Origin of the sequence: Pseudomonas capsici (assembly GCF_017165765.1) — a bacterium.
GTDB classification, from domain to species: domain Bacteria; phylum Pseudomonadota; class Gammaproteobacteria; order Pseudomonadales; family Pseudomonadaceae; genus Aquipseudomonas; species Aquipseudomonas capsici.
The window spans coordinates 1-26,881 of sequence record NZ_JAFGZD010000001.1; the positions used below are offsets into that span (position 1 = coordinate 1).

Annotated in this window: 22 protein-coding genes and 1 pseudogene; 10 read left to right on the plus strand and 13 right to left on the minus strand. The window is 59.7% G+C overall.

What is annotated here, in order from left to right; genetic code table 11:
- Positions 1–75: 75 nt before the first annotated feature.
- The 5 genes and pseudogenes from JSY17_RS00005 to JSY17_RS00025 form a co-directional block, all read left to right on the plus strand.
- Positions 76–354: pseudogene (locus JSY17_RS00005) on the plus strand (IS3 family transposase); the annotation flags it as partial.
- A gap of 207 nt (positions 355–561) precedes the next feature.
- A complete protein-coding gene (locus JSY17_RS00010; protein ID WP_122370888.1) occupies positions 562–1,857 on the plus strand; it encodes a nitrate regulatory protein in 1,296 nt (431 codons plus the stop codon).
- A 289-nt stretch (positions 1,858–2,146) separates the two neighbouring features.
- The gene (locus JSY17_RS00015; protein ID WP_117164987.1) at positions 2,147–3,481 is read left to right on the plus strand and encodes a CmpA/NrtA family ABC transporter substrate-binding protein; all 1,335 of its coding nucleotides are present in this window, start codon (positions 2,147–2,149) and stop codon (positions 3,479–3,481) included.
- A gap of 27 nt (positions 3,482–3,508) precedes the next feature.
- A complete protein-coding gene (ntrB, locus tag JSY17_RS00020) occupies positions 3,509–4,384 on the plus strand; it encodes a nitrate ABC transporter permease (RefSeq protein WP_117164986.1) in 876 nt (291 codons plus the stop codon).
- Between the two features lie 11 nt (positions 4,385–4,395).
- Positions 4,396–5,205, plus strand: a complete 810-nt coding sequence (locus JSY17_RS00025) for an ABC transporter ATP-binding protein (RefSeq protein ID WP_117164985.1) — start codon at positions 4,396–4,398, stop codon at positions 5,203–5,205.
- 45 nt (positions 5,206–5,250) lie between these two features.
- On the opposite strand, the gene JSY17_RS00030 is transcribed toward JSY17_RS00025, so the two are convergent.
- From JSY17_RS00030 to JSY17_RS00070, 9 genes are all read right to left on the minus strand, one after another.
- Positions 5,251–6,150, minus strand: a complete 900-nt coding sequence (locus JSY17_RS00030) for an AEC family transporter (protein WP_200998116.1) — start codon at positions 6,148–6,150, stop codon at positions 5,251–5,253.
- A 62-nt stretch (positions 6,151–6,212) separates the two neighbouring features.
- Positions 6,213–7,733, minus strand: coding sequence for an amidase (locus JSY17_RS00035; protein WP_206400956.1), 1,521 nt, complete (start codon positions 7,731–7,733; stop codon positions 6,213–6,215).
- 32 nt (positions 7,734–7,765) lie between these two features.
- On the minus strand, positions 7,766–8,935 hold the full coding sequence (locus tag JSY17_RS00040) for a M20 family metallopeptidase (RefSeq protein ID WP_232849230.1): 1,170 nt from the start codon (positions 8,933–8,935) through the stop codon (positions 7,766–7,768).
- A 50-nt stretch (positions 8,936–8,985) separates the two neighbouring features.
- On the minus strand, positions 8,986–10,413 hold the full coding sequence (locus JSY17_RS00045) for a M20 family metallopeptidase (RefSeq protein WP_206400959.1): 1,428 nt from the start codon (positions 10,411–10,413) through the stop codon (positions 8,986–8,988).
- A complete protein-coding gene (locus JSY17_RS00050; RefSeq protein ID WP_117183464.1) occupies positions 10,410–11,396 on the minus strand; it encodes an ABC transporter ATP-binding protein in 987 nt (328 codons plus the stop codon). Before JSY17_RS00050 ends, JSY17_RS00045 begins: the two co-directional genes overlap by 4 nt.
- Positions 11,393–12,394, minus strand: coding sequence for an ABC transporter ATP-binding protein (locus tag JSY17_RS00055; RefSeq protein ID WP_206400960.1), 1,002 nt, complete (start codon positions 12,392–12,394; stop codon positions 11,393–11,395). The genes JSY17_RS00050 and JSY17_RS00055 overlap by 4 nt, the downstream gene beginning before the upstream one ends.
- Before the next feature lie 16 nt (positions 12,395–12,410).
- Positions 12,411–13,319, minus strand: coding sequence for an ABC transporter permease (locus tag JSY17_RS00060; RefSeq protein WP_117164978.1), 909 nt, complete (start codon positions 13,317–13,319; stop codon positions 12,411–12,413).
- Between the two features lie 8 nt (positions 13,320–13,327).
- Entirely contained in the window at positions 13,328–14,245 is a 918-nt protein-coding gene (locus JSY17_RS00065) for an ABC transporter permease (protein WP_117183462.1), read from the minus strand.
- Between the two features lie 77 nt (positions 14,246–14,322).
- Positions 14,323–15,843 carry an ABC transporter substrate-binding protein gene (locus tag JSY17_RS00070; protein WP_206400961.1) on the minus strand — a complete coding sequence of 507 codons (1,521 nt, stop codon included), beginning with the start codon at positions 15,841–15,843 and terminating at the stop codon, positions 14,323–14,325.
- 187 nt (positions 15,844–16,030) lie between these two features.
- Between JSY17_RS00070 and JSY17_RS00075 the strand changes: the two genes are divergently transcribed.
- The 4 genes from JSY17_RS00075 to JSY17_RS00090 all read left to right on the plus strand — a co-directional run bounded on the left by JSY17_RS00075 (position 16,031) and on the right by JSY17_RS00090 (position 19,852).
- Positions 16,031–16,939 (plus strand): LysR substrate-binding domain-containing protein, encoded by a 909-nt coding sequence (locus JSY17_RS00075; protein ID WP_206400962.1) that lies wholly within the window; start codon positions 16,031–16,033, stop codon positions 16,937–16,939.
- 146 nt (positions 16,940–17,085) lie between these two features.
- Entirely contained in the window at positions 17,086–17,991 is a 906-nt protein-coding gene (gene folE2 / locus JSY17_RS00080) for a GTP cyclohydrolase FolE2 (RefSeq protein ID WP_200998122.1), read from the plus strand.
- Positions 17,992–18,002: 11 nt separating this feature from the next.
- Entirely contained in the window at positions 18,003–18,563 is a 561-nt protein-coding gene (locus JSY17_RS00085; protein WP_117183459.1) for a gamma carbonic anhydrase family protein, read from the plus strand.
- A gap of 122 nt (positions 18,564–18,685) precedes the next feature.
- Positions 18,686–19,852, plus strand: a complete 1,167-nt coding sequence (locus tag JSY17_RS00090) for a DUF1624 domain-containing protein (RefSeq protein ID WP_206400963.1) — start codon at positions 18,686–18,688, stop codon at positions 19,850–19,852.
- A gap of 48 nt (positions 19,853–19,900) precedes the next feature.
- On the opposite strand, the gene JSY17_RS00095 is transcribed toward JSY17_RS00090, so the two are convergent.
- From JSY17_RS00095 to JSY17_RS00110, 4 genes are all read right to left on the minus strand, one after another.
- Entirely contained in the window at positions 19,901–20,629 is a 729-nt protein-coding gene (locus JSY17_RS00095; RefSeq protein WP_117183457.1) for a DUF4198 domain-containing protein, read from the minus strand.
- Positions 20,630–20,651: 22 nt separating this feature from the next.
- Positions 20,652–22,766: a TonB-dependent siderophore receptor gene (locus tag JSY17_RS00100; RefSeq protein WP_122370900.1), complete on the minus strand. Its 2,115-nt coding sequence runs from the start codon at positions 22,764–22,766 to the stop codon at positions 20,652–20,654.
- Positions 22,767–22,932: 166 nt separating this feature from the next.
- The gene (cuyB, locus tag JSY17_RS00105; protein ID WP_206400964.1) at positions 22,933–24,429 is read right to left on the minus strand and encodes a cysteate racemase; all 1,497 of its coding nucleotides are present in this window, start codon (positions 24,427–24,429) and stop codon (positions 22,933–22,935) included.
- Between the two features lie 10 nt (positions 24,430–24,439).
- The gene (locus JSY17_RS00110) at positions 24,440–25,723 is read right to left on the minus strand and encodes a dicarboxylate/amino acid:cation symporter (protein WP_206400965.1); all 1,284 of its coding nucleotides are present in this window, start codon (positions 25,721–25,723) and stop codon (positions 24,440–24,442) included.
- 223 nt (positions 25,724–25,946) lie between these two features.
- Here JSY17_RS00110 and JSY17_RS00115 point away from each other — a divergent pair, with 223 nt between their 5' ends.
- Positions 25,947–26,873 carry a LysR substrate-binding domain-containing protein gene (locus JSY17_RS00115; RefSeq protein WP_200977748.1) on the plus strand — a complete coding sequence of 309 codons (927 nt, stop codon included), beginning with the start codon at positions 25,947–25,949 and terminating at the stop codon, positions 26,871–26,873.
- Positions 26,874–26,881: the final 8 nt, after the last annotated feature.

A 26,881-nucleotide genomic window follows, 5' to 3' on the forward strand; every position in this document is an offset into this window, starting at 1 on the left:
TCTACGGCATCATCCAGAGGCGAAATAGCATCATCAACCAAAGCGCAGTGTCCACTTGACACTTAGAAGGGCGTCCAGGGGTGGCATTATCAGCAGACCCAATATCGCGCCACACTCAAGCAGCGCGGGGTCAAACAGAGCATGTCGCGCAAAGGCAATTGCCTGGACAATGCGGCGATGGAGAGCTTTTTCGGCACGCTCAAGTCCGAGTTTTTCTACCTGAGGCGATTTGAGAGCGTTGACGAATTGAAGGCGGGTCTGGATGAATACATCCACTACTACAATCATGAGCGAATCAAGCTAAGGCTCAATGGCCTGAGCCCTGTCGACTACAGGGCTCAGGCTGCTGGCTAAAATCGTCCAACTTTTGGGGGGCAGTTCAAACTTGTGGGAGGCAGCTTGCTGGCGACATCTACAGACAAGCCGATAAGAATGCCTTGATTTCATGGCCCCGTCGCCGGCAAGCCGCCTCCCGCAGTAGTGTCTGCCTTCTTCCCGGATGAATCCGGCATGGACCTGCTTTTGCATGGAGTCCCCCGACTCCAACCGTGAAGCTATTCCATGACTGATAAAAACATGCCCGCAGCATTGCGTTTCATGTTGGCTGCGCGCCGCAGCGAACTGGAAGGCCTGGAAGGATTGGCCTCCACTTGCCAGATGGTGACGCAGGTCGGCCAACTGGTGCATGCCCTGCAACGTGAGCGTGGTTATTCCAATATGTATCTGGGCAGCGGCAAGGCCCATCACCTGACTCAGCTCGATGTGCTGACCGCCGAAGCCAAGGCCATCGAAGCCCGTGTACTGGACTGTTTCGAGCGTATCGATCTGGACGCAGCCAGCGCCTCCGACCGCGCCCGGCTGTTCAACCGTATTGCCTATGTCATGCATGGCCTGGATGAGTTGCCCGGCTTGCGACGGCGTATTCGCGAGCAGCGGCTGACCCCTCAGGACGCCACCATGGTGTTGAGCCGTCTGATCGGTGGCTTGCTGGCGGTGGTGTTCGAGGCTGCCGACACGGCTATCGATCCGGTGGTCACCCGTGTGCTGGTGGCAATGTTCAATTTCATGCAGGGCAAGGAGCTGGCCGGACAAGAGCGCGCCTGTGGTGTGGGAGGGTTTCTGGCGGGCTATTTCGATGCGTCAGCCCATGACCGGCTGGAGCATCTGGTGCAGAGCCAGGAGCGTTGCTTCCAGACCTTCATCCAGTTTGCCGACGACGATGCACGACGCCTGTGGCGCAATCAGGAAAGCAGCGATTGCGTGGCGCAACTGGGGCGTTTGCGAGGCGTTGCGTTGAAAACCTCGGAAGACGAGAAAGTCGATTCGATGCTTTCCGAGGTCTGGTTCGACCTCAACACTCTGCGCATCGATGCCATGCGCGATATCGAGATCTATCTGGCCGACGGGCTGCTGGTCAAGTGTCAGGAGAGCATCAAGCAGGCCCGTGCCGATCTGGACAACCATCGACAATTGCTTACCCGTCTGGTGAGCCTGGAAGCCGAAGGCAGTGTCGATCAGGCGCGTCTGTTCAGTGTTCAGGCCATCGATCTGGACAGCCCGCCAGCCGATGGCCTGGGGCCGCATCTGGGGCGTTCGGTTCTGGATCTGTTGCAGTCCCAGACCCAGCGCCTGCTGAGCGCCAACGATGAACTCGAAGAAGCACGCCAGGCCCTCAACGAACGCAAGCTGATCGAGCGGGCCAAGCGTCTGTTGATGGATGAACATCAGTTGAGCGAAGGCCAGGCCTATGAGCGTCTGCGCCAGTCGGCGATGGAGCGCGGCCAGCGTATGGTCGACGTCTCCCAGACTCTGCTGGCCTTCGCCGCAGCGCGTCCTGCGCCACGCAAACGCCACTGACCCTTGTGCACTTGCGCCGGGCAAGCGGCGCAGGTCGCGCCCCAGTAATGTGCGAAACGATTCCGGGACCTGCAGCGTTCCAGGCCCATCATCCTGGCTGCAACCCACGCGATCCGCGGTCGCTGCAAAGCTGGCATGCAAACTGCTTTGCAGGTTGTGCAGGCCGGGTGCTTCAAGACGAAGGCCGCGGCACATAAGCGAATTCCGGACAACGGCGTCCACACGTTCATCGGCAAAGGCCTGGAGCGTGTGTACGCCGTTTTTTTATGCGTGTTTTTGGGGGAATGATATGGACGAGAAGCCAGATAGCCACGAGCAAGACAGCCCGGAAAATGCGCCTCGGCGGTCTTTCCTCAAACAGTCGCTGGGCTTGCTGGGCGGTGGTGCGGCATTGAGCATTCTGCCGCCGGGCTTGCAGTCCGTGGTCTGGGCTGCCGGCACCGATGGCCTGGAAACCACCAGTGCCAAGCTGGGGTTCATCGCCCTGACCGACGCCGCGCCGCTGTTCGTGGCCGACGAGAAAGGTCTGTTCGCCAAGTACGGCATGACCGGTGTCGAAGTGCTGAAACAGTCGTCCTGGGGCACCACCCGCGACAACCTGGTACTGGGCTCGGCCAGCAATGGCATCGATGGTGCGCACATCCTGACGCCCATGCCTTACCTGATCGCCGCAGGCAAGATCACGCCCAATAACCGGCCTGTCCCGATGTACATCCTGGCGCGTCTGAACGTGGGTGGTCAGTGCATTTCCGTGGGCAAGGAATACGCCGACCTGAAGCTGGGCCTCGACTCGGCACCTTTCAAGGCTGCACTGGATGCCAAGAAAGCAGCAGGCAAGAGCATCAATGCCGCGATGACTTTCCCCGGCGGCACCCATGACCTGTGGATGCGCTACTGGCTGGCAGCGGGTGGCATCGACCCGAACAAGGACCTGTCGACGATCGTCGTGCCGCCTCCACAAATGGTGGCCAACATGAAGGTCGGCAGCATGGACAGCTTCTGTGTGGGCGAGCCGTGGAACGGGCAACTGGTCAATCAGAAGATCGGCTACACCGCCAACACCACCAGCGAAATCTGGAATAACCATCCGGAAAAAGCCCTGGCGTTGCGTGCCGACTATGTAGACGCCAACCCCAATTCGGCCAAGGCCTTGCTCAAGGCGGTGATGGAAGCGCAGATGTTCTGCGACCAGCCGGAAAACAAGGAAGAGGTTGCGCAGATCTGCGCCAAGCGCCGCTGGATCAACGCTCCTTATGACGACATCGTGCAGCGCATGAAAGGCAACTTCGACTACGGCACCGGCAAGGTCGTGGAAAACAGTCAGTTCATGATGCGCTACTGGAACGAGTTCGCATCTTACCCGTTCAAGAGCCATGACCTGTGGTTCCTCACCGAAAACAAACGCTGGGGCTACCTGCCGCAGGGCTTCGACAGCCAGGCGCTGGTGGACAAGGTCAACCGCGAAGACATCTGGCGCAAGGCAGCGGCCGAACTGAACGTACCGGCGGCACAGATTCCGGCCTCCACCTCGCGTGGCATCGAGAAGTTCTTCGATGGCAAGACCTTTGATCCACAAAACCCGCAGGCCTACCTGGACAGCCAGACCATCAAGGCTCTGTCCTGATAGTGGCCACTCGCTTGGGAGAAATCGATGAACGCTGAAAGTAAAAGCTTCAAGGCCGCGGGGGAGCCCGTGACCGTCACCGGCAAGCCCGCCAGCCGCTGGCCTGCCAGAATCAAGAACCTGCGTCAGTTCATGGTGCAGGGTGTATTGCCACCGCTGGTGGTGGGCGCTCTGTTTCTATTGCTGTGGCAAATGCTCTGCAGCGGCAAGGGCGCGGCCTTGCCTCCGCCGACTCAAGTCATCCATGAAACCTGGGAACTGATCATCCATCCGTTCTATGACAACGGCGGCAATGACAAGGGCATGGCCTGGCAACTGCTCGCCAGCCTGCAACGTGTCGCTTACGGCTACACACTGGCAGTGGTCGCCGGGATCAGCCTTGGTGTCCTGATCGGTCAGTCGGCCTGGGCCATGCGGGCACTGGACCCGCTGTTCCAGATCCTGCGCACCGTGCCGCCACTGGCCTGGCTGCCGCTGTCGCTGGCCGGCTTCAAGGACAGCCATCCATCGGCGATTTTCGTGATTTTCATCACTGCAATCTGGCCGATCATCATCAATACCTCGGTGGGTGTACGCAACATTCCCGATGATTACCGCAACGTGGCCAAGGTCCTGCGTCTCAATGGCGTGGAGTACTTCTGCAAGATCATGCTGCCTGCCGCTGCGCCGTACATCTTCTCCGGGCTGCGTATCGGCGTCGGTCTTTCCTGGCTGGCGATCATTGCCGCCGAGATGCTGATCGGCGGCGTAGGTATCGGCTTCTTTATCTGGGATGCGTGGAACGCCTCGCGCATCAGCGACATCATCCTGGCGCTGATCTATGTCGGTGTCGTCGGGTTTCTACTCGACCGGTTGGTGGCCCTGATCGGTCATCTGGTCACTCGCGGCACATCGGCCGGTTAAGGAGCAAGCACATGAATGCGCAAGACAAGTACCTGAGCATCGAAAAAGTCAGCAAGACCTTCGAGCGTGACGGCGTTTCCAGCCAGGTTCTGACTGGCGTCAACCTGGAAGTGGCGCGTGGCGAGTACATCTCGATCATTGGTCACTCGGGCTGCGGCAAATCGACGGTCTTGAATATTGTGGCCGGGCTGACCGAGTCCACCAGCGGTGCGGTGATCCTCGATGGCAAGGAGGTTCGCGCACCGGGCCCTGATCGCAGTCTGGTGTTCCAGAACCATTCACTGTTGCCCTGGCTGACGGTCTACGAGAACGTGGCGCTGGCGGTCGACAAGGTGTTCAAGCACAGCAAGAGCAAGGCCGAGCGCCATGAGTGGGTGTTGTACAACCTGGATATGGTCAGCATGAGCCATGCCCTGCACAAGCGCCCGAGTGAAGTGTCCGGCGGCATGAAACAGCGTGTCGGCATCGCCCGTGCGCTGGCCATGCAGCCCAAGGTCCTGCTGCTGGACGAACCCTTTGGCGCACTGGATGCCCTGACCCGTGCGCACTTGCAGGACGAGGTGATGCGTATCCAGAGCGAGTTGCAGAACACAGTGCTGATGATCACCCATGATGTTGACGAAGCGGTGCTGCTTTCCGACCGTATCGTGATGATGACCAACGGCCCGTCGGCGACCATCGGCGAAATCCTCAAGATCGAACTGCCGCGTCCACGCAACCGCATTGCCATGGCCGATGATCCGCTGTACAACCAGTATCGCCATGCGGTGCTGAGCTTCCTGTACGAGAAGCATCGCAAGGTAGAAGCAGTGGCTGTCTGAGCTCTGCCTTTTTAGGGGCGAATTCATTCGCGAATGAATTCGCTCCTATAACCGCGTCCCGATCCACATCCACAGCGGCAATGTCCCCGCCGACAGAATGGTGGTCATGCAGATCGCCGAACTGGTTTTCTGCACATCCGGCAGGCTCCGCGCAAAGCCCAGCACATTGACCCCCGACGGTCCGGCCGCCATCAGCACCAGCACGGCTCGCGGCAGGCCTTCGATACCCAGAACGATACAGGCCAGCAACACCAGCAGCGGCATCAGCGCCAGTTTGGCGAAGGTGATGCCCATTGCTTCGGCGCTGGGAGTCAGTCGGTAGCTGGAAAGATTGGCACCCAGGACGATCAGGGCGCAGGGCAGGGCAGCCTGGGCCAGCCAGGTGGTGAGGTGATCGGCCCAGTCCGGTAATGCCAGGCCGGACAGGTTCAGCGCCACGCCCAGCAACAGACCGATGATCATCGGGTTGGCCAGGCTTGCAATCAAGGAGCGTGAATTGAACGGCTCGTTGCCCGCAAAGCTGTCGTACAGACTCTGGAAGCTGAACAGCAACAGGCTGTGAACGGCAATCACGGTAAACAGCAGAACCAGCCCGGGATTGCCGAACAGACTGGCAATCATCGGAATGCCGATCAATACGTTATTGGAAAAACTCGCCGTCAGGCCAAAGGGCGTCGGCTTGCCGGCAAAACGGTGATTCACCAGATTGACCACTGCAAAGACCATCAGCGCAGGCACGAAGTAGGCCGCCAGTATCCGGATATCCAGGCCATCGTGCAGTGGCGCCTTGGCCATGCCGGTAAACAGCACCATGGGCATGAACAGCTTGAAGGCCAGATTGCTCAGGGCCTTGGTACTGTCGGGAGTGAGCGCCTTGCGGCGTCCCAGCACATACCCCAGGACGATCAGCAGAAATATCGGCAGGATGGCTTGGGAAACGGCCACAGGGTGAGGCTCCTTGAGATAAATGGCCGGGCATTATGGCGCTGTTCGCCCGGCCATGCATTTCACATCGCCCCGATATCCGGCTTGCGAGTGCTCGATCCGCCATAAATCGGTGGGTGGGTGACGATATGTGTCAGGTTCACTGCCGAGTCCATCAGCTTTTGCAGGTCCGGTCTTGGGCGGGCAAGGCGTGGGTCGCCGGTGCTGGCCTCTTCAAGTGCCTGGGCGCAGGCCATCAGGGTTGCATCGCCCCGGAAGCCGCCGATCACTTGCAGGCCGAAGGGCATGCCCTTGTGATCGAGGCCGCAAGGAATCGAAACCGCCGGGTTGGTGGTCAGGGTGATGGTGTAGCACAGCGCCAGCCAGCGATAGTAATTGTCCAGTGGTACGCCATTCACTTCACGCAGGTACAGCTCGGTCCACGGGAAAGGCGAAACCGGCGTGGTGGGGGCGAGGATCAGATCGTAGCGTTCGAACTGTTGCTGAAAGCTGCGGAAGATACGGCTTTGTTCGCCATGGGCCTTGACGCAATCCTGCAACGACATGGCCGCGCCCATTTCATAGTTGGCGCGGGTATTGGGGCCGAGTGCGTCCGGATCGCGTTCATGGGCATCCTGAAGACCGGCGACGAAAGCTTCGGCTCGCAAGACGTCGAACGTGCGATGGGCGCTTTCCAGATTGAGGTCGATGGCCTCGCAGGACTTGAACAGAGGCTTGAGAGCATCGATTTTTGCCCGGAATACGGCACGTATCTCGTTATCCACGGCGCAACTGCCGAAGTCTTCGCTGTAGCCGACGCGCAGTTGACTCAGGTCGATGGGGCGGGGCGCGAACTCGTCGCTGTCGACGGCATAGCTCAGCGGGTCGGACTGGCCCAGGCCAGCAGAGGCGCGCAATTGCAGCAGCGTGTCGGCCACGGTTCGCCCCATGGGGCCGACCACGGAAATAGGTGTCCAGCCCAGTTTCTTGCGCTCGCTGGGCACCAGCCCCGGCGAAGGCCGCAGACCGACAATGCCACACAAGGCGGCGGGAATACGCAACGAGCCGCCGGTATCGGAGCCGCTGCACAGCGGCACCATGTCCACTGCCAGTGCAGCAGCCGAACCGCCCGACGAGCCGCCGGCATTCAGGTTCGGATCGAAGGGATTGCCGGTGGCACCCCAGACCACATTGCGGGTGTTGGCCCCTGCGCCCATCTCCGGGACGTTGGTCTTGCCGACCATGATCGCCCCGGCACCGCGCAGGCGAGCCACGAACAGGTTGTCATGGCTGGGCACGTTGTCGCGAAACAGCTGTGAGCCGTAAGTGGTCAGGACGTCGGCGGTTTCTTCCAGATCCTTGATGCCGATGGGCAGACCATGCAGCAACCCCAACGGTTTGCCTTGCATCACCGCCTGCTCAGCCTCTTTTGCCTCCTGATGAGCCCGCTCGAAACAGGTGGCGGAAAAGGCGTTGATCTTCGGGTTGAGGTTTTCGATGCGCTGGATACAGGCGTCCAGCAACTCGACAGGAGAAAGCTGTTTATTGCCGATCAGGGCACGCAGTTCGGTGGCGGATTTGCTGAGGAGGTTGGAGTCAGGCATGGGGGCAGTCCTTGGAATATAAAACGCAAAATCTACGATTGCTGACGCAGCCGGTTGTCGGAGTGCCGCCCAGGGCAAGCGCACTCCTGGTGGGGGGTGAGAGCGGGTGACTCATTCAGCGCCAGAATGGTTGCGACCAGTGCCTGGCCTCTTGGAACCAGCGTAGCCAGTTCCAGGTATTCGCGATCGGTATGCACCTTGCCGCCCACCGGGCCCAGGCCGCACAGGGTCGGTATGCCCAGGCTGGCGGTGAAACCGGAGTCGGCGCAGCCGCCGGTGAATTCGCCTTCCACACTGAAACCCAGCTCGGTCGCCTGCTGCTGATAGAGACGCAGCAGCTCGGTACTGTGCCGGGCTTCCATGGGTAGGAAGGTGGTGGCCTCCAGCAGACGCGCCGATGTGCCGGGCAGTTCCTCTTCGGCGACGATGTCTTGAATGGCCGCGAGAATTTCATCCCATTGCCTGAGTTCCACAAAGCGCACATCGAGCTTTGCCGTGGCACTAGGGGCGACGGTATTGCTGGAAGTGCCGCCAGACATCAAGCCCACATTGGTGGTGATGCCTGCCGCATAGTCGGTCAGGGCATGCAGTTTGATGATCTTGTGCGCCAGTGCCTGGATGGCACTGGCACCGTCGGCATGATTGACGCCCGAATGAGCGGCGCGCCCGCTGACTTCGATGATCAGCGTGGCGCCACCCTTGCGTGCGCTGACCACATTGCCGCTGGCGCGCCCTGGCTCGGGATTGAGCACGGCCTGTGCGGCACGGGCATGACGTTCGATATGGGCACGGGCGCTGCCCGAGCCGATCTCTTCATCGCCGGTATAGAGAATCTGTACCGGAAAAGGCAGGGGCGGCAGGCGTTTCAGGGCCTTGAGGGCGAAGCAGTTCAGCACCAGCCCGCCTTTCATGTCTGCCACGCCCGGGCCGTAGGCCAGTCTGTCATCGCGGGAGTAGCCGCGAGTGGCGGTGGTACCCTTGGGGAAAACCGTATCGCGATGCCCCAGCAGCAGGACCGGCTTGCCCGGACCGCCGGGCAGTTCGGCCAGCAGTACATCGCCGAAGTCTGCGATGGCGATACGTTCGACGTTTATACCGTCGGCCTGCAGTTCGGCGGCGAGCAATTCACCCACCGCGTCGACGCCTGCCTTGTCGTAGCTGTTGGAGTCGGTATCGACCAACCGTTGCAGCAGCGACTCCATGGCTTCGTATTGCCCGGCCAGCCATTGGCTGGTCTGCTTTTGCAGTTCATTCACTGAGCGTTCTCCATTGCCTTGTGTTCCCGGGCCAGGCGTGCAGCATCATTGCCCAGGTCCCAGAACAGACCGGTCATGATTTGCAGGCTTTCCTTGACCACCGGTGCCAGCAGGTGTTCGTTGGGAGCATGCTGCGAACACGCCGGGTACGAATGTGGCACCCAGACCGTGGGCAGGCCAAGCACTTCTGCAAAAACATCATTGGGCAGCGAGCCGCCGAGGTTGGGCAGCAGTGCGGGTTTCTTGCCCGTGGTGGTGGTCAGCGAAGCGAGCGCCCATTCCACCCAGGGGCTGTCAGGCGACAGGCGCGTGGCGTTCATGACGTCGATCCGGCCTTGTTTCACCTCGACATTGCTGAAGCCATGGGCATCCAGATGAGCACGTACGGCCGGTATGAATGTGTTGTAGTCGCTGTCCACCACAAAGCGCATATGACAATGGGCAAAGGCCTTGCCGGGGATGGCGTGGACCGGGGCGTCCGGGTTGCCGGTCTTGAACGCCAGGACGTCCAGGGTATTCCAGCCGAACACCTTTTCGCTCAGGCTCAGACCGGGTTCGCCCCAGTGTGGGTCGATATCCGGGTCGCCAGGGCCGCCGCCGACTTCGATATCGCTCAGTGCTTCGCGTACTTTTTCAGGAATGGCCCCGGGCATGAGACCGGCGACTTTCACACGACCTTTTTCATCCACCATGCTGGCGATGGCATTGGCCAGGATGATGCCAGGGTTGGCCAGCAGTCCGCCCCAGTTGCCGGAGTGATGCGCGCCTTCGCGCAGGTCCACATTCAGCTCGAAATTGAAGACGCCCCGTGAGCCGAGAAACAGCGTCGGGCGTGATGCCGCCAGACGAGGGCCGTCGGAAGCAATGAAGATATCGGCCGCCAGCGCTTCGCTGTGCTCTTCGCAAAAGGCACGCAGGCCGGGGGAGCCGTCTTCTTCGCCCATTTCCAGCAACAGTTTCACGTTGAAACCCAGCTTGCCGTCGCGGGCCTTTAGGGTCTGCTCCAGTGCCGTCAGGTTGATCAGGTGCTGACCCTTGTTGTCCGCCGTGCCGCGACCGTACCAGCGTTCGCCCCGTTCGACGACATTCCAGGGCGACAGGCCTTCGTACCATTGAGCGTCGTAGCCGCGCACCACATCGCCGTGGCCATAGCTGAGCAGGGTTGGCAGTTGCGGATCTTCGATACGGGTGGCAATCATCAGCGGGCCGCGTCCGGCCACCGGGTTTTCATGGATCTGCACGCTGAAACCCAGGCGCTCCACATGCGGAGTGATGAACTCTTTGAGGTAGCGATAAAGCTCCGGCAGGCTGGCGGCTTCCTGGCTTTGCGTCGGGTAGGCGACGCTGCTTTGCAGCAGGGCGAAGAAAGCGCCGTTGTCGAATTGTTCGCAGACATTTTCGATAGCATTCGAGCGACTACTCATGAGGCAACGAGCTCCAGTTTTTGAGGGGTGTCGCGAAGATGGCAGCGCACGGTTCCGCCCTTGACGGAAGCATTGGCCGGGTAGTGTTGCTTGCAGGTGTCGCCACAGCTGGGGCAGCGCGGGTGAAATGCGCAGCCGGTCGGGGGCGACATCGGATTGGGAAAGTTGCCGTGCAGGCCCAGATCGGGAATGCCCAGATGCGGGTCAGGTGTCAGCACCGAGTCCAGCAGTGCCTGGGTATAAGGGTGGCCCGGCTCGGAAAACAGCGATTCACGGCTGCGTTCTTCGACGATACGGCCCAGATACATCACCGCAACCCGGTCGGCCAGATGTTCGATCACTGCCAGGTTGTGGCTGATCAGCAGATAAGTGAGGCCGAACTCGTGCTTGAGGTCCTGCAGCAGATTGAGAATCTGCGCCTGCACCGAAACGTCCAGCGCGGAAGTGGGCTCGTCACAGATCAACACATCCGGGCGCATGATCAGCGCCCGGGCGATGGCGACCCGCTGCCGCTGGCCCCCGGAAAGCTGGCTGGGGTAGCTGTCGATCACGCGTTTTGGCAGGCCGACCACATCCAGCATGTCTTCGGTACGCTTGCGGCGTTCGGCGGTGGTGCCGATGTCGTGCACGATCATCGGCAGGGTGACGATTTCGCGCAGGGTCTTGCGCGGGTTCAGCGAAGAGTAGGGATCCTGGAAGATCGGCTGGATGCGTCGCGCCATTTCCTTGCGGTCGGTGGCGGCCAGGTGTTTACCGTTGACCAGCACATCACCGCTGCTGGGCGGCAGCAGGCCCAGCAGCATCTTTGCCAGGGTGCTCTTGCCACAGCCGGATTCACCCACCAGCCCCAGGGTTTCGCCGCGCATCAGGCGCAGGGATACGCCATCCACGGCTTTCAGGGTGGCGGTCGGTTTGAAGAAGCCCCGATTGATCTTGAACTCGCGACGGATATCACAGAGTTCCAGAGCGATATCTTTTTTCATGACAGTGCTCCTTCCCGGTGGAAGACGGCTGTAGTTCCGGGCGTGGCAAACAGGCAACGGGCCATGTGCTCGTCGCTTTCCACTGCCGGTACATGGCTGGCGCAGGCTGCAACCGCCTGCGAACAGCGGTTGCGGAATGCGCAGCCCTGCTGTTCGCCCACCAGGCTCGGCACCAGACCGGGAATCGACCCCAGCGGCTGACCCGGTTGGGTGTGCCCCGGAATCGGAATACTGGCCAGCAGGCCGCGTGTGTAAGGGTGCTGCGGGTTCTCGAACAACTGCACGGCGGGGGCTGTTTCGACGATTTGCCCGGCGTACATCACCGCCACCCGGTCTGCGATGCGTGCGACCAGTCCCAGGTCATGAGTGATGAAGATCACGGCCATGCCGAACTCCTTCTGGATGTCGCGAATCAGCCGCAGGATCTGCGCCTGAATGGTCACGTCCAGCGCCGTGGTCGGCTCGTCGGCGATAATCACATCGGGTTCGCACATCAAGGCCATGGCGATGATGACCCGCTGGCGCAGGCCGCCCGACAATTGATGCGGGTATTGGCGCAGGCGTTCGCCCGCATTGCTGATGCCGACCTTTTCCAGCATCTGGCCCGCACGCAGCATGGCGTCCTTGCGCGATACCTTGCGGTGGCGCAGCAGCACTTCGCACAACTGATCGCCAATGCTGTAGGCCGGGTTCAGCGAGGTCATGGGTTCCTGAAAGATCATGGCCAGACGGTTGCCGCGCAGGTCGCACATCTGGCGTTCGCTCTGGGTCAGCATATCGATGCCGTCCAGGCTGAGCTGCGTTGCCGTGCGTTTTGCCTTGCGTGGCAGCAGGTCCATGAGAGCCAGGGAAGTGAGGGACTTGCCGCATCCCGACTCGCCGACGATGCACAGCATTTCGCCGCGTTCGACATGGAAATCCAGGCCGCGAACGGCATGCAGGGTTTCCTGACCCAAAGGGATATCGACGCGCAGGTTTTCAACATGCAAGAGAGCCATGTCCGGATATCCTCTGTCAGTTGCGCCCATCGGGCAGGATCAGGTCACGCAGGCCGTCACCGACCAGATTGATACCCAGCACCAGCACCATCAGTGCGACGCCAGGGATGGCAATGACCCAGGGGGAAAAGAACATGTAGGGTTTGCCCTCGGCGATCATCAGGCCCCAGGACGGAATCGGCGGTTGCACGCCCACGCCCAGGAACGACAGCGCAGACTCCAGGAGGATGGCGTGGGCCATCTCCAGGGTGGCGACCACGATCAGCGCGCCCACCAGATTGGGCAGGATTTCACTGGCCAGAATGCGCAAGGTCGAGCAGCCCAGCGCCTGGGCAGAGGCGACATATTCGGCGTCGCGAATCTGTTGCACGGCGGCACGTACCACCACGGCAAAGCGGTCCCAGAGCAGGCAGCCGAGCAGAATGATCACCACTTTCAGCGAGCCGCCCATCAAGGAGGCCGAGGCCAGGGCGACCATCACCACGGGCATGGCCAGTCGCGTGGTGATCAGGTAGCTGATCACGGCGTCGACCTTGCCGCCGAAGTAACCTGCCAGCAGGCCCATGACGGTGCCGATCAGGCCGGAAATCAGCGCTGCCGAGAAGCCGATAAACAGTGAGATCCGCGCCCCGTATAGCAGACGGGAGAGGTAATCGCGCCCCAGCTTGTCGGTGCCCAGAATGTAGTCCCATGAACCGTTGGCCATCCATACCGGAGGCTTCATGCGCAGCATGACGTCCTGGGCGTAAGGGTCGTAAGGCGCAAGCCAGGGCGCGAACAGCGCACCGAACAGAATGACAGCCAGCAGCAACATGCCAATCGCAAAGCCGCGGTGACGCAGGCTGTTGCGCAGGCTGCGCAGCATGCTTTTGGCCGGTGGCTGGTAATCGTTGATGGCCAGAGCGGGTGAGGTTGTGGTGCTCATGGGGCCTCCTATTTAACGCGAATGCGTGGGTCGAGCAGTGCGTTGAGCACGTCGGCCAGCAGAGTGAGGACGATGTAGATCACGGCAATCAGCAGCACCACGGCCTGCACTACCGGAAAGTCGTCACGGGCGATGGCATCCCAGGCCAGTTGACCGATGCCTTGCAGGGAGAACACGGTTTCGATGACCACCGAGCCGCCGAGCATGAAGCCGAATTCCACGGCAGCCAGCGCCACCACCGGGATCAGGGCATTGCGCAGCGCATGCTTGAACAGCACGGTCGAAGGGCGCAGGCCCTTGGCGCGAGCTGTGCGGATGTAATCGGAATTGAGCACATCCAGCATCCCGGCGCGGGTCAGGCGCATGATGGCCGGGGTGGCGTAATAGCCCAGGGCAATCGCCGGCATGACGAAGTGCGCCCAGGTGGCATTGCCGGAAACCGGCAGCCATTTCAGCGTGACCGAGAACACCACGATCAGCATCAGGGCAAACCAGAAGCTGGGCATCGCCTGACCGAGAACAGCGATGCTCAGGGCCAGACGATCGATCCAGGTGTCGCGCTTGACGGCGGCCAGCACGCCCAGCGGAATGGCGATCAACAGGGCGATGCCCAACGCCATGGCACCCAGGCCCAAGGTGATGGACAGGCGCGAGGCAATCAGGTTGTAGACCGACTCCTGAAAGAAGAACGAATCACCCAGGTCCAGGCGCAGCAGGTCGCTCAGCCAGTTGAAATATTGCGTCACCAACGGCTTGTCGAGGCCGTACTGCACGCGGATCTGCTCGATCTGTTCGCTGGTGGCTTCCGGTCCGCCAATGGCGGTGGCCAGGTCACCGGAAAGGTGCAAGAGAGAGAAGCTGATGATCGACACGGTAATCGCTACACACAGGGCGATACCAAGACGACGCAAAAGGAATCCGGACATGGCAAGTGACCCTGTATCCATGGGAGGAACATGAGTGCGCAGTCGTGCCGCACTCACCGGTTGATTTCAGGGGGCGCTTACTTCCAGCTCGACAGGACGAAGCGGGGCAGCTCGTCCGGGTACGGCTTGAAGTTCAGGTCCGAGACGTACGCATAGTTCATCGAGTAGTTGAACAGCGGTGCCCAGTAGGCCTGTTCGCTGATGCGCTGCAAGGCCAGGCGGTAGTTATCCTTGCGCACCTGAGGGTCCAGCGCGTTGTCTGCGGTTTGCAGCCAGCCCTGGACTTGCGGGTCCTTGATGTTGTCGTCCGGGTTGCCCTTGAACCAGGTGCCCGCCGAAGCCGAGGTGTCGAGGATCGAGAACGAGCCCCAGGCCTGGAACGACATCGGCACCTTACCGCCGCGCTGCTGGTCACGCAGTGCCGCGTATTTCAGGTAGCGAAGCTTGGCGTTGATCCCTACGGCGCGCAGGTTGCCGATAATGGCTTCTACATAGTCGCGGTCGCGGTAGGCGAAGATTTCCGTCTCGAAACCATTGGGATAGCCCGCCTCGGCAAGCAGTGCCCTGGCCTTGGCCGGGTCATAGTTGTAGACAGTCGCAGCCGTGGTGTCGCAACCGAACTGGCCGGGGTAGCAGGCCACCTGCAGCGGTTTGCTTTCGCCACCGACCAGTTGTGAAGCCAGACCCTCACGGTTGATCGCGTGGTTGATGGCCTGACGCACCTTAAGGTGCTTCATGGGCGAGTCGGCGCTGGAGGTGCCACGGGCATCGAGGATCAGAAAGCCGATCCGCATGGTCCCGCCGCTGGTGACCACCAGACTCTGCATGCCCTTGAGGCTTTGCGCCTGATCGGGTGCCACACGCCAGACCCAGTCAACGCCACCGGTCATCAGCTCGGCAAGGCGTGTTTCAGAGTCGGCAATCACCTTGAACTGGATATGACCGATCTTCGGCTGGCCTTGTGGGCTGCCCTGGAAGTAGTCCGGGTTCTTGTCCATGTTCACGCCGACGCCGCTCGTGATGGACGCCACCTTGTAGGGACCGGTGCCCACCGGTTTGCGGCTGAACTCAGCCAGGCCGACTTTCTCGAAATAGTTTTTCGGGAACATCGGTACAGCGTTGGACAGATATTCGAGGGCGGCCGGGAAGGGCTTTTTCAGGTGCAGGCGGACGCTGTAATCCCCCAGCTTTTCTGCGCTCTTGATCCAGTCGACGTTCTGTACGGTGACAACCTTGGCGTCTGGCGACACCACGTAGTTGAGGGTGAACACCACATCGTCTGCCGTGAAGGCATCGCCGTTGTGGAATTTCACGCCCTGGCGCAATTCGAAATCGATGGTGCTGTCGTCGACCTGTTTCCAGCTGGTGGCCAGCATGGGTTCAAGCTGGCCGTTGTCAGGATTGCGATAGACGAGGTTGTCCCAGATCAGGCGACCGAGGATGACGCCTTCGCGCAAGTCGTTGTGATAAGGGCTGATGTTTTCAGGTTCACTGTCGGATGCGTAAACCAGGGTGTCGTCGGATTTGCCTGCGAAGGCGGTAAAGCTGCTGAACAGGCCCAGCAGCGCAATGCTGCGAGCGAAACCTTTGATGCCCATGCCGTCGTCTCCCTAAGGCGAAGTGGTTTTATCAAAGGGCAGTGAATCGCAAATGCGAAAGGAGAAAGGGGTACAAGCAGGCAATGGTTTTATTAGGCCTCGACATGACTCTAGGCAAAGCGTATCAATGCCACAAGCACAATCTTTCGATACTTGCTTTGCCGAAAAGGCAACGCTGGAGGTATTCATGCAGCTCTACGGTGTGCAGTCCACGGCTTTGCGCTACTTTCTGGAAGTGGCACGCTGCGGGTCGATCAGTGAGGCATCATTGCGACTGAATGTCGCGGCATCGGCGGTCAGTCGCCAGATTGCCAAGCTGGAGCGGGATCTGGACGCGGTGCTGTTCGAGCGGCGTGCCCGAGGCATGGTGTTGAGCGAGGCGGGTATACGTCTGGCTGCCTATGCGCGCAAATCCCAGCTCGAAGCCGAGCAGGTCGTACTGGAAATCACCGAGTTGCACAGTTTGCAACGCGGGCATGTCCGCATCGCCTGTTCCGAAGGTTTCGCGCTGGAGTTTCTGCCCAAGGCTATCGCGCTGTTTCGGCGGATCTATCAGGGCATTCACTTTTCTCTGGAAGTCTGCGCACCGGCTCAGGCAACGGAAAAGGTCCGCTCCGGCGATGCCGACCTTGGCCTGACGTTCAGCCTGACCCCGCAAAAGGAAATCAAGGTCGAGTACATCCACACCGGTGCCATCTGCGCGGTGGTGAGCAATACCCATCCTCTGGCTGAACGTCCCGAAGTCTCGCTGGCAGAGCTTCAACCCTATGCCATCGCCCTGACCAATACCGATACGACACTTCGCCAGTTGTTCGATATCTGCTGCGGCGTGCAGGGTCTGCTGTTCGATCCGGTGCTGACCAGCAATTACATCGGCGCGCTGTTGCGCTTTGTCAGGGAGGAGGGCGGCATCAGCCTGTCCAGTGAAATGACGCTGGACAGACGTCTGCTGGGCAAGGAACTCCGCTCCCTGCCGATCAGCGACGAAGGGATGAAAGCCCGACGCATCGAGTTGCAGAGCATGGCCGGGCGCAACCTGCCTGCTGCGGTCAGTGCGTTTCGGGATTTCCTGATCGAGGAGTTGGCGAAAACCTGAGTGGTAATACCTGAGCAGGCATGTCTGGTTCTCTGGTTGTTAATGTTATAGTGTATCAATATTGGCTGGCGTAGAACGTTGCCCATATCGCTTACATCATGCTTCGCCCGTGGTGGCGAAGCAGGCCAACGAGATGAACTACAGAAATGAAGAACCCCCTCCCTGACGTTGCCCTGACGGAAGTTTCCAAAGTCCTGATCCCCCTTGACTGGGTAGGCATGCAAGGTGTCGAAGTCCCGATTCTGCTGAGTGAACCCGGTGTGACGCATCCGATACATGCCTATGTGGATCTGCAGGTCGATCTGGCCGACCCTGGCGTCAAGGGCATTCATATGTCGCGCCTCTATACCTTGCTCGACAGCTTTGCCGAACATCAGCCATTCACTCCCGGCACCCTGTCGGTGCTGCTTGAAGCCATGGTGACCAGCCATGCCGACTGCCATTCCAGCCGCGCCCGGCTCAAGATGAATTTCAATCTGTTGTGCCGTCGACCGGCATTGAAGACCCAAGGCCTGAGTGGCTGGAAATCCTACCCGGTGACCTTGTGTGCGCTCTGGGCGGGAGGCCGGTTGTCCCTTGATGTCTCGGTGGATGTCACTTATTCCTCGACTTGCCCGTGTTCGGCGGCTCTGTCGCGTCAGCTTGTGGAAGAGGCGTTCCTCAAGCGCTTTGCCGGGCAGGAAACGCTGACGCCCGATCAGGCGGCGGTCTGGCTGCGTGACAATGCGTCCTTCGCGACACCCCATAGCCAGCGCAGCGTGGCAACGGTTCAGGTACGCATCTCGGAACAGGCCACCGCTCTTGGTCTGATGGCATTGATCGATGCCACCGAAAGCGCCCTGGGCACTCCGGTGCAGACCGCCGTCAAGCGCGCCGACGAGCAGGCCTTTGCCCGTCTCAATGGCCAGAACCTGATGTACGTCGAAGACGCTGCCCGCAAGATCCAGCAGGCACTGGAAGGACTGTTCGCTGCATCCAGTGTCGGTGTACGTCACCTGGAAAGCCTGCACCCCCACGATGCCGTGGCCTATACCTCCAACTACATGTCCTGAGGACTACCACCGTGATCCGCAAGAATCCTTCCGGCCATCTGCCGGTCATTGCCGAGTCGGCCTACATCGATAAAACCGCGATTATCTGCGGCAAGGTCATCATCAAGGACAACGTCTTTGTCGGTCCCTATGCCGTGATCCGCGCCGACGAGGTCAACGCCAATGGCGATATGGACCCGATCATCATCGGTGCCAATTCCAACATCCAGGATGGCGTGGTCATTCACTCCAAGTCCGGTGCGGCGGTGACCATCGGCGAATACACCTCCATTGCCCATCGTTCCATCGTGCACGGCCCCTGCACGGTGGGCGACCGGGTTTTCGTCGGTTTCAACAGCGTGCTGTTCAACTGCCAGGTGGGGAATGGCAGCGTCGTGCGCCATAACTCGGTGGTTGACGGGCGTGATCTGCCGGACAGTTTCTACGTGCCGTCCACCACCCGTATCGGCCCGAACACCGATCTCTCGCAGTTCCCGCCGGTGAGTATCTCGGCATCGGAGTTCTCGGAGGATGTGGCGCACACCAATATTGATCTGGTTCGCGGTTATAAAGCCCTGCAGAACGAGTTCTGAGCACATCGCACTGTCACGGGCAAGCCTGACTGCGGCACAATGCGCGCGGCGTTTTGTGTGAGCGAGCTTGCCCGCTGAAGCCTCATGCATTCGTTACAGCCCTCAACGGACAAGAACTTCCCATGACAACAGCTGTTCCCTTGACCCCCGCGCCGTCTTCACGGCTGCGCTCGATCGATGCCCTGCGCGGGCTGATCATTCTGTTCATGTTGCTGGATCACGTGCGGGAAACCTTCTTCCTGCATCGTCAGGTCAGCGACCCCATGGATGTGGCCACCACTGCTCCGGAACTCTTCTTCAGCCGCCTGCTGGCCCACGTGTGTGCGCCGCTGTTCGTGTTGCTGACCGGGCTTTCGGCTTATCTATACGGTGAAAAGTACAGCGGCAGGTCTGATGTTTCGGCCTTTCTGCTCAAGCGTGGTCTGTTCCTGATTGCTCTGGAGTTCACCCTGGTGAGCTTCGCCTGGACCTTCAAATTCCCGCCAACCATCATTTACCTGCAGGTCATCTGGGCCATCGGCCTGAGCATGGTGGCCTTGTCGGCAATGGTGTTCCTGCCGCGCTGGGCGCTGGTGGTGATCGGGCTGGTGATCGTTGCCGGGCATAACCTGCTGGACTCGCTGCATTTCGGCGTCGAGTCGGCCATGCACATTCCATGGGCGATTCTGCATGATCGCGGCTGGATTGAAGTCAGCGATACCTTGCGTCTGCGCACCTCCTATCCGTTGCTGCCCTGGATCGGTGTCATTGCTCTGGGCTATGCCGCCGGCCCCTGGTTTTCCTCGGCTATGGATGCTGTTGCGCGTCGCAGTCGTTTGCTGATCTGGGGCCTGGGTGCGCTGATCGGTTTCATGGTCTTGCGCCTGATCAACGGCTATGGCGAAAAGCCCTGGAGTGTTGGCGAAACCGGCGTGCAGACGCTGATGAGCTTTTTCAATATCACCAAATATCCGCCGTCATTGCTGTTCCTCAGCCTGACGCTGGGCATCGGTCTGCTGGTGCTGATCTGGTTCGAGCGGATTCAGGAGAGGGGCTGGCTGAAACCGCTGGTGATCCTGGGCTCGGCACCGATGTTCTTCTACTTGCTGCATCTGTATGTGCTGAAGTTCCTGTACCTGATTGCCGTAGCGATCTGGGGCAGGAATCAGGGCGATTACTTCGGCTTCGATGCGATGTGGGGCGTATGGCTGAGTTCGGTGTTGCTGGCGGTGGTGCTGTTCCCGGCAGTACGCTGGTTTTCCGGGCTCAAGGCGCGGCGGCGTGATATTACCTGGTTGAAATACCTGTAACGCCGACCTGCAGGAGCGGACTTGTCCGCTCCTGCAGATTTTGTTGCATCAATCGTGATGCGCTTCCCCCACGAAGGTCAGCGAGGTAAACAGGCCTCGCGCTTCGATATCGGCATCGTTGCTGACCGGCAGCGTGACTTCTGCGGCAATCACATTCAATCCCTCGTTGCGCACCACCACACTGGCGCGACCTTCGGCGTCGGTTTCGGCACTCACCACGTCCGGAGCGCTGCGATAATCCCCGACCAGTTTGATACCCGCCGCAGGCTTGCCATCCACCAGCACGCGAACCGGCAACGGTTTGCCCGGCCCGACCTTCAGCGGATCGACCTGAGGCACGATCACGAACTTCAGTTTGTCGAATGACGGCAGGCGAGCGCCTTCCTCATAAATCGCCAGACTGTATTTGAAGGTATGGATCGAGTCGGTGCCGCCCGGTACTTTGCTGCGGCCTTCGTTGATCCACTTCTTGTCCCTGTTTTTCGTCCACATGCCGTTGTCCAGCGCGACAGACATAACGGCCACAGGCTTCAGGGGTTGCAGGCGTGCATGGTCGTCCAGGCGCTGCACGGTGACCGGAACCATCCGGCCAGCAAGATCATAAGCCCAGGCTCCGCTGACCTTTTGCGCCTTGAAGGCGTTGTCTTCCGCGCCATGGCCGTAAATCACTTCAATGTTGCCGCGACGTTGTTCGGTCCACAGGCCATGGGCGCTGGCCTGACCCACAAACAGCGTACCCAGCAGGCTCAAGGCCAGAACAGATGATTTGCAAAGCATGATGCATCCTTGTTGTTATCGATCAGAGATTGAGGGTCAGGCTGACAGTGAAGTTACGTGGCTCGCCCGGTGCAACCCAGTAGTTGCTGTAGGAGCGCTCGAAATATTTCTCGTCGAACAGGTTGTTGAGGTTCAAGCCAACGGTCACGTTCTCGGTGGCCTTGTAGTGAGCCAGCAGGTCCACGGTATGGTAAGCCGGCAGCTCGAAACTGGTTCCTGCTTCACCGGAGCGATCCCCGACATACGTGAACGCGGCACCCACATCGGAGCCTCGCAGCGCGCCTTCCTGGAACTCATAGACGCCCAGCAGGCTGCCGCTGCGCTTGGCGACGCCGAGGATCCGGCTGCCGGTCGGAATGGTCTGGTCGCCCTTGGTCACTTCGGCATCGATATAGGCAAAGGCGCCGATCACCCGGATGGCATCGGTCACCTGGCCGGTCAGTTGCAGATCCAGGCCCTGGCTGCGGGCCTCACCGATGGCGCGGTTGACGTTGGTGGACGGATCGAGGGTCAGGACGTTTTCTTTCTCGATATGGAAGGCGGCGAGGGTGGTACTCAAGCGGTCGTCGAACAGCTCGCTCTTGATCCCGATCTCATAACCGATACCTTCTTCCGGATCGAAGCTCTTGCCTGAGGCATCCAGTCCGTTATTGGGTTTGAACGAGGTCGAAGCGTTGGCGAACAGCCCAACCTGCGGCGTCAGCTGATACAGCAGGCCGGCACGCTGGGTAAAGGCATCGTGAGCCTGTGTGGATCTGGCGTTGGTGGTGTAGTCATCGATCTGCTGATCGAAATGCTCGTAGCGGGCACCGATCATGCCGCGCAACTTGTCGGTGAAGACGATCTGATCCTGCAGGTTCAGGGCGCGGCTTTCGACGTGCTCGAAGAAGTCCGTACCGGTGCGGGCACCATTGGGTTTGGCCTGGCCGTAGACCGGGTTGTAGATATCGATGGCATAGGTGCTGCCACCAATATTGGTGACTCGCTCGTTCTTGCGGTAGTTCTCGTATTCGGTGCCGATCAGCACCTCATGCTCCAGGCCGACGGCGTCAAAGCGGCCACGCAATTCCAGTTGGGTGATGCTGTCATGCCAGTTCATGTCGCGTTCGCGATAACGGCGATTGACCGTGCGACCATCGGCGTTCAGCGGGCGAGCCTCGCTGGCATAACCCGACAACTCACCTTCCTTGTAATGGCTGGCCAGACGCAGCGACCAGACATCATTGAGATGATGATCCAGCGCAACCTGAATCATGTTGTTGTCGTTATCGATATCGCCGTCGTTCGGTTCGCCCAGGAAGGTCGAACGGGACATGCCGCTCCATTTGTTGTTCGGCGCAACGATGCCGCGGTCGAAAGTGGACTTGTGGCGCACGAACTCGGTTTCCACCAGCAGGCTGGTGTCGGGGTTCAACTGCCAACTGAAAGAGGGTGCCACAAAGACACGGCTGCTCTCGACATAATCGCGGAAGCTGTTGTTGTCCTCGACCGCCAGATTGACCCGCGACAGGATATTGCCTTCTTCATCCAGGGGCGTGTTGACGTCCAGCGCCGTGCGATAACGGTCCCAACTGCCGGCACTGGCCTGTAGCGTGGTGAATGCCTCGCGTTGTGGCTTCTTGGTCACGATATTGACCGTACCGCCCGGATCGCCACGGCCATACAGGCTGGCCGCCGGGCCTTTCAAGACTTCGATACGTTCGATATTGGCAGTGTCCGGCGTCGCCGGGTAGCCACGGTTGGCGCTGAAGCCATCCTTGTAGAACTCGGAAGTGGTGAAGCCGCGAATGCTGTACTCGTAAAGCGTCAGGCCGCCGAAGTTATTCTGCTTCGACACACCACCGGCATAGTCCAGGGCGCGTTCGACATTATTGCTGCCCAGGTCCTTGAGCACTGAGGCTGGAACCACACTGATCGATTGTGGAATGTCCTTGATGGCCGTATCGGTCTTGGTTGCTGTTGCCGAGCGAGTGGCCCGATAACCCTGGACCGGGCTGGTGGCCGTCTCATAGTGGTAATCGGAGGAAATGTTGACGCTGTCCAGTTCGAGGGTTTGCGGTGGTTCTTCTGCGAAGCTGACATTGCCCAGCACCCCGATTGCCAGGCTGGTCAGGGACGCGATTTTACGAGACGACATGGAGGACTTCCTGATAGTTATAGATACAATATAACATCTCCGTTGAGAATTATTACTGAATGTGGATGTAACTGAATGTAAAAACTGGTTCGATGGCGTGTAGAGAAAGTGGGGCATGCAGAAGGGAGATCCTGATCGGCGTTGCAGATCAGGATTCATCGTTCATTCAAGCTGCATCGATCCTTGTCCCGACCGACTTTCCCCCCGCCAGCTCTATGCATTTCAGCGCCAGAATGGTGGTCGGATCGACCAGCGCGACACTGTGCTCACTTATCTGAAATGCTTCGCTGTGGGCGAGCACCAATGGCAATTCCGTGCAGCCGAGAATCAGCACGCCAGCACCCAGTTCGCACAGGTGTTCCGCTGCCAGCAGCAGTTGCTCCTTGCAGAGCCCTTCGGTGAACCCGGCCTTGATGCCGCGCTCGCCGTAGATGGAATCCATGACCATATGCTGGTAATCGATTCCTGGCGTGATGATCTGCAGCCCGGCGCGTCTGGCCGCTTCGTGGTAGACCTGGCTCTGCAGCGTTCCCGATGTCGCCAGAAGGCCGATAGTCTTGCCCGAGCCATATTTCTGCACGATCCACTCCACTGTCTCGGTCAGCATGTTGACGATGGGCACCTGCAAATGGGGCTGGATGCGTTCGACAAATGCGTGGGCAGTGTTGCAGGGAATCGCGATTGCCTTTGCACCTGCGTTTTCCAGGCGTTTGCAGGTCGCGTACATCGCCATGGTCGGATCGGTTTCGTGGTGCAGCAGACTGGCAGTGCGATCAGGAATCTGTGGATTCTGCTCGACCACCATCTTGATGTGTTCCTGATCCTTTCCCGCGGCTGTGTTGGCAACCACTTTGCTCATGAAGTCCACGGTGGCGGCAGGTCCTACACCACCCACAATGCCAAGCTTGAAAGCCGGGTGTGCAGGCTGAGTTTTCTCCTGAGTCGCAAAGCTTGCGTAGATTTCATTGATATCCAGAACCGGCATCCCGCGCTCTTCAAGACCGGGGCAGACCAGCGATAGCTCCGTCATACCGGGAACCAACACCGAAGCTCCTTGTGCCTGCAAGGAAAGACATGCCTGATAAACCGTATCCAGAGGGGCACCTTCAAGGTAACCGTCCTTGATGCCGTTGACGCCATACATCGCTTCCATCAGTGCGGACTGTGCATCGGGGGCGGGATAGACGATGCCGAAATCCTTGCCCAGATAGCGCTCGAACAGTCCCGAATGGACGACAAAGTCCGAAGCGATCACCCCCAGAGTCGTCCCGGGGCGGGTCGTGAGGCGGATATGCCGGGCCAGCGCCTGCATCATGTCCAGCACCGCAATGCCCAGTTCTTCCTGGATTTCGGCGCGAAACGTATGGCTGGCGAAGCAGGGGAGCATTACTGCATCGACACCGCTTTCCTCGAACGACTTGCACACCTGGAACACATAGAACTTGCGTGATGTCATGCTGGCTTCCTTGTCCAGAGGCAGCAGCACATCCTTGAACGGGTGCTGCTCCAGCAGGAAATGGTAGTGACCCTGATCCTCAAGTACCGCCCTGGATTTCACCAGTTTGTAGAAGAGATCGCCCCCGGCCAACGAGCCCAGCCCTGCGACAATACCCAGCTTGCGGACAAGGGCACCCTTGCCGGCCGATTTCGATTTTCTCTTCATGATCTGCTCCTCAGGCAACCGGGACCGGCTGTCCGGGTCGGGTACTCGCTTCTGTGTTGTCCGGCTCTTCGTGGGGTTCGGATTTTGCAACCACGGCAGTGGCGATGCTGTTGCCCACGACGTTGGTGGCAGTGCGCGCCATGTCCAGGAACTGATCGATACCGATGATCAGCAGCAGCCCGGCTTCCGGAAGGTTGAACATCGGCAGGGTTGCGGCGACCACGACCACCGAGGCACGTGCCACGCCTGCCATGCCTTTGCTGGTGATCATCAGCGTCAGCAGAATCAACAGTTGCTGGGTGAAGCTCAGGTCGATGTTGTAAGCCTGGGCGATGAACATGATGGCGAAGGCCTGATACATCATCGAACCGTCGAGGTTGAACGAATAACCCAGTGGCAGTACGAAGCTGGAAACCCGTTTGGGCGCTCCGAACTTCTCCAGGGCTTCCATGGTTTTCGGATAGGCGGATTCGCTGCTGGCTGTCGAAAATGCCAGCAGGACGGGTTCGCGAATCAGCTTGCCCAGCGTGAAAACGGAACGCCCGAGAAACAGGTAGCCGGCACCGAAGAGTACGGTCCAGAGGATGGCAATTCCCAGATAGAACTCGGCGATCAGCTTGCCGTAATCGATCAGCAGACCAAGCCCCTGAGTGGTGATCGCCGAGGCGATGGCGGCAAACACGCCAATCGGTGCCAGGGCCATGACGTAATCGGTGATTTTGAACATCACTTTGGCCAGTTCATCGATGGTGTCGGTGATTCGCGTGTAACCGGCACGCTTGACGCCAGCCAGCGCAAAACCGAAGAACAGCGAGAACACCACGATCTGCAGGATTTCGTTATTGGCCATGGCTTCGGCAATGCTGCGCGGGAATACATGGCTGATGAACACCTTGAGGCTGAAGTCGCCGGTATTGACCGGTACGGTGGCCGTTGTGTGCTGGACAACTTCCATATTGAGCCCGGCCCCCGGCTGGAACAGGTTGACCAGTCCCATGCCGATGGTCAGTGAAATCACCGAGGCGCTCAGGAACCAGATCATGGCTCGCATGCCGATTCGCCCGACTGACTTTGAATTCCCCATGCTGGCAATGCCGCCGACCAGCGTCGCAAAAACCAGTGGAGCGATGATCATCTTGATCATGCGCAGGAAGATATCGGTAACCATCGAGAAGTACGAAGCGATCTGCCTGGCATTTTGCTCGTTTCCAGCGAAATGGTGACACGCCCAACCCACCAGCACGCCCAGTGCAATGCCCATCGCGATTTGTCGTGGAAGTCTGTTTTTCTTCACGAAGCTGTCCTCAGTGTTTTTGGCTTTGTTATCTGGCAGGAGACAAGTCAGATTCGCCCAATGGTTCTCTTGGCCCTGGTGCGAGGACGATTCTAGGCAAGCGCCCGGCGGCGATGATGAGTAATCACGCTAACCTCATGCGCTTTTGGAATAGTTGTCGAAATGGCTGCGATAGGGCGATGAAGACGACGTAAAATGCGTCCCTCATCGCAGGAGCGGTTTTATGCAAATCAAATGGCTGGACGATCTTCTGGCGATTGCCGAGTGGAAGAACTTCTCCCGGGCGGCGGAAGTTCGCTGCGTGACCCAGTCGGCCCTGTCGCGACGCATTCGGTCACTGGAGGAGTGGGTGGGCGTGGAACTGGTCGATCGCGGCACTTACCCCGTGCGGCTGACGGCTGCCGGAAGCACGTTCTGTGAAGAGGGCCGTGAAGTGCTGGCAGGCTTGCTGAGACTGCGCTCAACCTTGCGTGAAGTCGAACGCATGCCCGGGCGCTCCATTCAGGTGACCGCCGGGCACAGTCTGTCGATGACGTTTCTGCCCAAATGGCTCTCGCAGTTTCAGCAACACAACGAGCAATTCAATGCACGGGTCGTTGCTGCCAACATCCATGACGCCGTGATTGCCCTGGAGGAGGGCAGTTGCGACCTGATGATCGTCTATCACCATCCTCTTGCGCCGATCCTGCTGAACGCCGAACGTTTCGGCAGCCTGGCGCTGGGGCATGACGCTTTCATCCCCTTGTGTGCCCCGGACAAGAAAGGCCAGCCGCTATACCGCCTGCCGGGCAGCACTGCACGACCCGTCCCGCATCTTGCCTATACCGCGACCACTTTCCTTGGGCGCGTCGCCGATATTGTCATCAAGAATGGCCCGACGCCCGTCAGGCTCGAGCGCTGCTACGAAGCGGACATGGCCATGCTCCTGATGCGCATGGCCATCGAGGGCTACGGCGTAGCCTGGTTGCCGCAAAGCGCGGTCGTCGACGAGCTTGAACGAGGATCACTGGTAAGAGCCGGTGGCGAAGAGTGGAGCACACGCCTGGAAATCCGCTCTTACTGCGCGATAGCCAATCAGAATCCGACCATGCGCAGTCTCTGGAAAACGCTGGAAGGGGCTTCGCGGCATGTGCTGGAGTCTGTGCCTTGACTCCAGTG

What these genes read in the sequence shown, in the direction of transcription:
- ntrB (WP_117164986.1), top strand. Translation starts at nt 3,509, where the DNA reads ATGAACGCTGAAAGTAAAAGCTTCAAGGCCGCGGGGGAGCCCGTGACC.
- cuyB (WP_206400964.1), bottom strand. Translation starts at nt 24,429, where the DNA reads ATGAAGAGAAAATCGAAATCGGCCGGCAAGGGTGCCCTTGTCCGCAAG.
- JSY17_RS00060 (WP_117164978.1), bottom strand. Translation starts at nt 13,319, where the DNA reads ATGAGCACCACAACCTCACCCGCTCTGGCCATCAACGATTACCAGCCA.
- JSY17_RS00075 (WP_206400962.1), top strand. Translation starts at nt 16,031, where the DNA reads ATGCAGCTCTACGGTGTGCAGTCCACGGCTTTGCGCTACTTTCTGGAA.
- JSY17_RS00095 (WP_117183457.1), bottom strand. Translation starts at nt 20,629, where the DNA reads ATGCTTTGCAAATCATCTGTTCTGGCCTTGAGCCTGCTGGGTACGCTG.
- JSY17_RS00115 (WP_200977748.1), top strand. Translation starts at nt 25,947, where the DNA reads ATGCAAATCAAATGGCTGGACGATCTTCTGGCGATTGCCGAGTGGAAG.
- JSY17_RS00065 (WP_117183462.1), bottom strand. Translation starts at nt 14,245, where the DNA reads ATGTCCGGATTCCTTTTGCGTCGTCTTGGTATCGCCCTGTGTGTAGCG.
- JSY17_RS00035 (WP_206400956.1), bottom strand. Translation starts at nt 7,733, where the DNA reads ATGCCTGACTCCAACCTCCTCAGCAAATCCGCCACCGAACTGCGTGCC.
- JSY17_RS00040 (WP_232849230.1), bottom strand. Translation starts at nt 8,935, where the DNA reads ATGGAGTCGCTGCTGCAACGGTTGGTCGATACCGACTCCAACAGCTAC.
- JSY17_RS00050 (WP_117183464.1), bottom strand. Translation starts at nt 11,396, where the DNA reads ATGAAAAAAGATATCGCTCTGGAACTCTGTGATATCCGTCGCGAGTTC.
- folE2 (WP_200998122.1), top strand. Translation starts at nt 17,086, where the DNA reads ATGAAGAACCCCCTCCCTGACGTTGCCCTGACGGAAGTTTCCAAAGTC.
- JSY17_RS00070 (WP_206400961.1), bottom strand. Translation starts at nt 15,843, where the DNA reads ATGGGCATCAAAGGTTTCGCTCGCAGCATTGCGCTGCTGGGCCTGTTC.
- JSY17_RS00025 (WP_117164985.1), top strand. Translation starts at nt 4,396, where the DNA reads ATGAATGCGCAAGACAAGTACCTGAGCATCGAAAAAGTCAGCAAGACC.
- JSY17_RS00055 (WP_206400960.1), bottom strand. Translation starts at nt 12,394, where the DNA reads ATGGCTCTCTTGCATGTTGAAAACCTGCGCGTCGATATCCCTTTGGGT.
- JSY17_RS00015 (WP_117164987.1), top strand. Translation starts at nt 2,147, where the DNA reads ATGGACGAGAAGCCAGATAGCCACGAGCAAGACAGCCCGGAAAATGCG.
- JSY17_RS00010 (WP_122370888.1), top strand. Translation starts at nt 562, where the DNA reads ATGACTGATAAAAACATGCCCGCAGCATTGCGTTTCATGTTGGCTGCG.
- JSY17_RS00045 (WP_206400959.1), bottom strand. Translation starts at nt 10,413, where the DNA reads ATGAGTAGTCGCTCGAATGCTATCGAAAATGTCTGCGAACAATTCGAC.
- JSY17_RS00090 (WP_206400963.1), top strand. Translation starts at nt 18,686, where the DNA reads ATGACAACAGCTGTTCCCTTGACCCCCGCGCCGTCTTCACGGCTGCGC.
- JSY17_RS00100 (WP_122370900.1), bottom strand. Translation starts at nt 22,766, where the DNA reads ATGTCGTCTCGTAAAATCGCGTCCCTGACCAGCCTGGCAATCGGGGTG.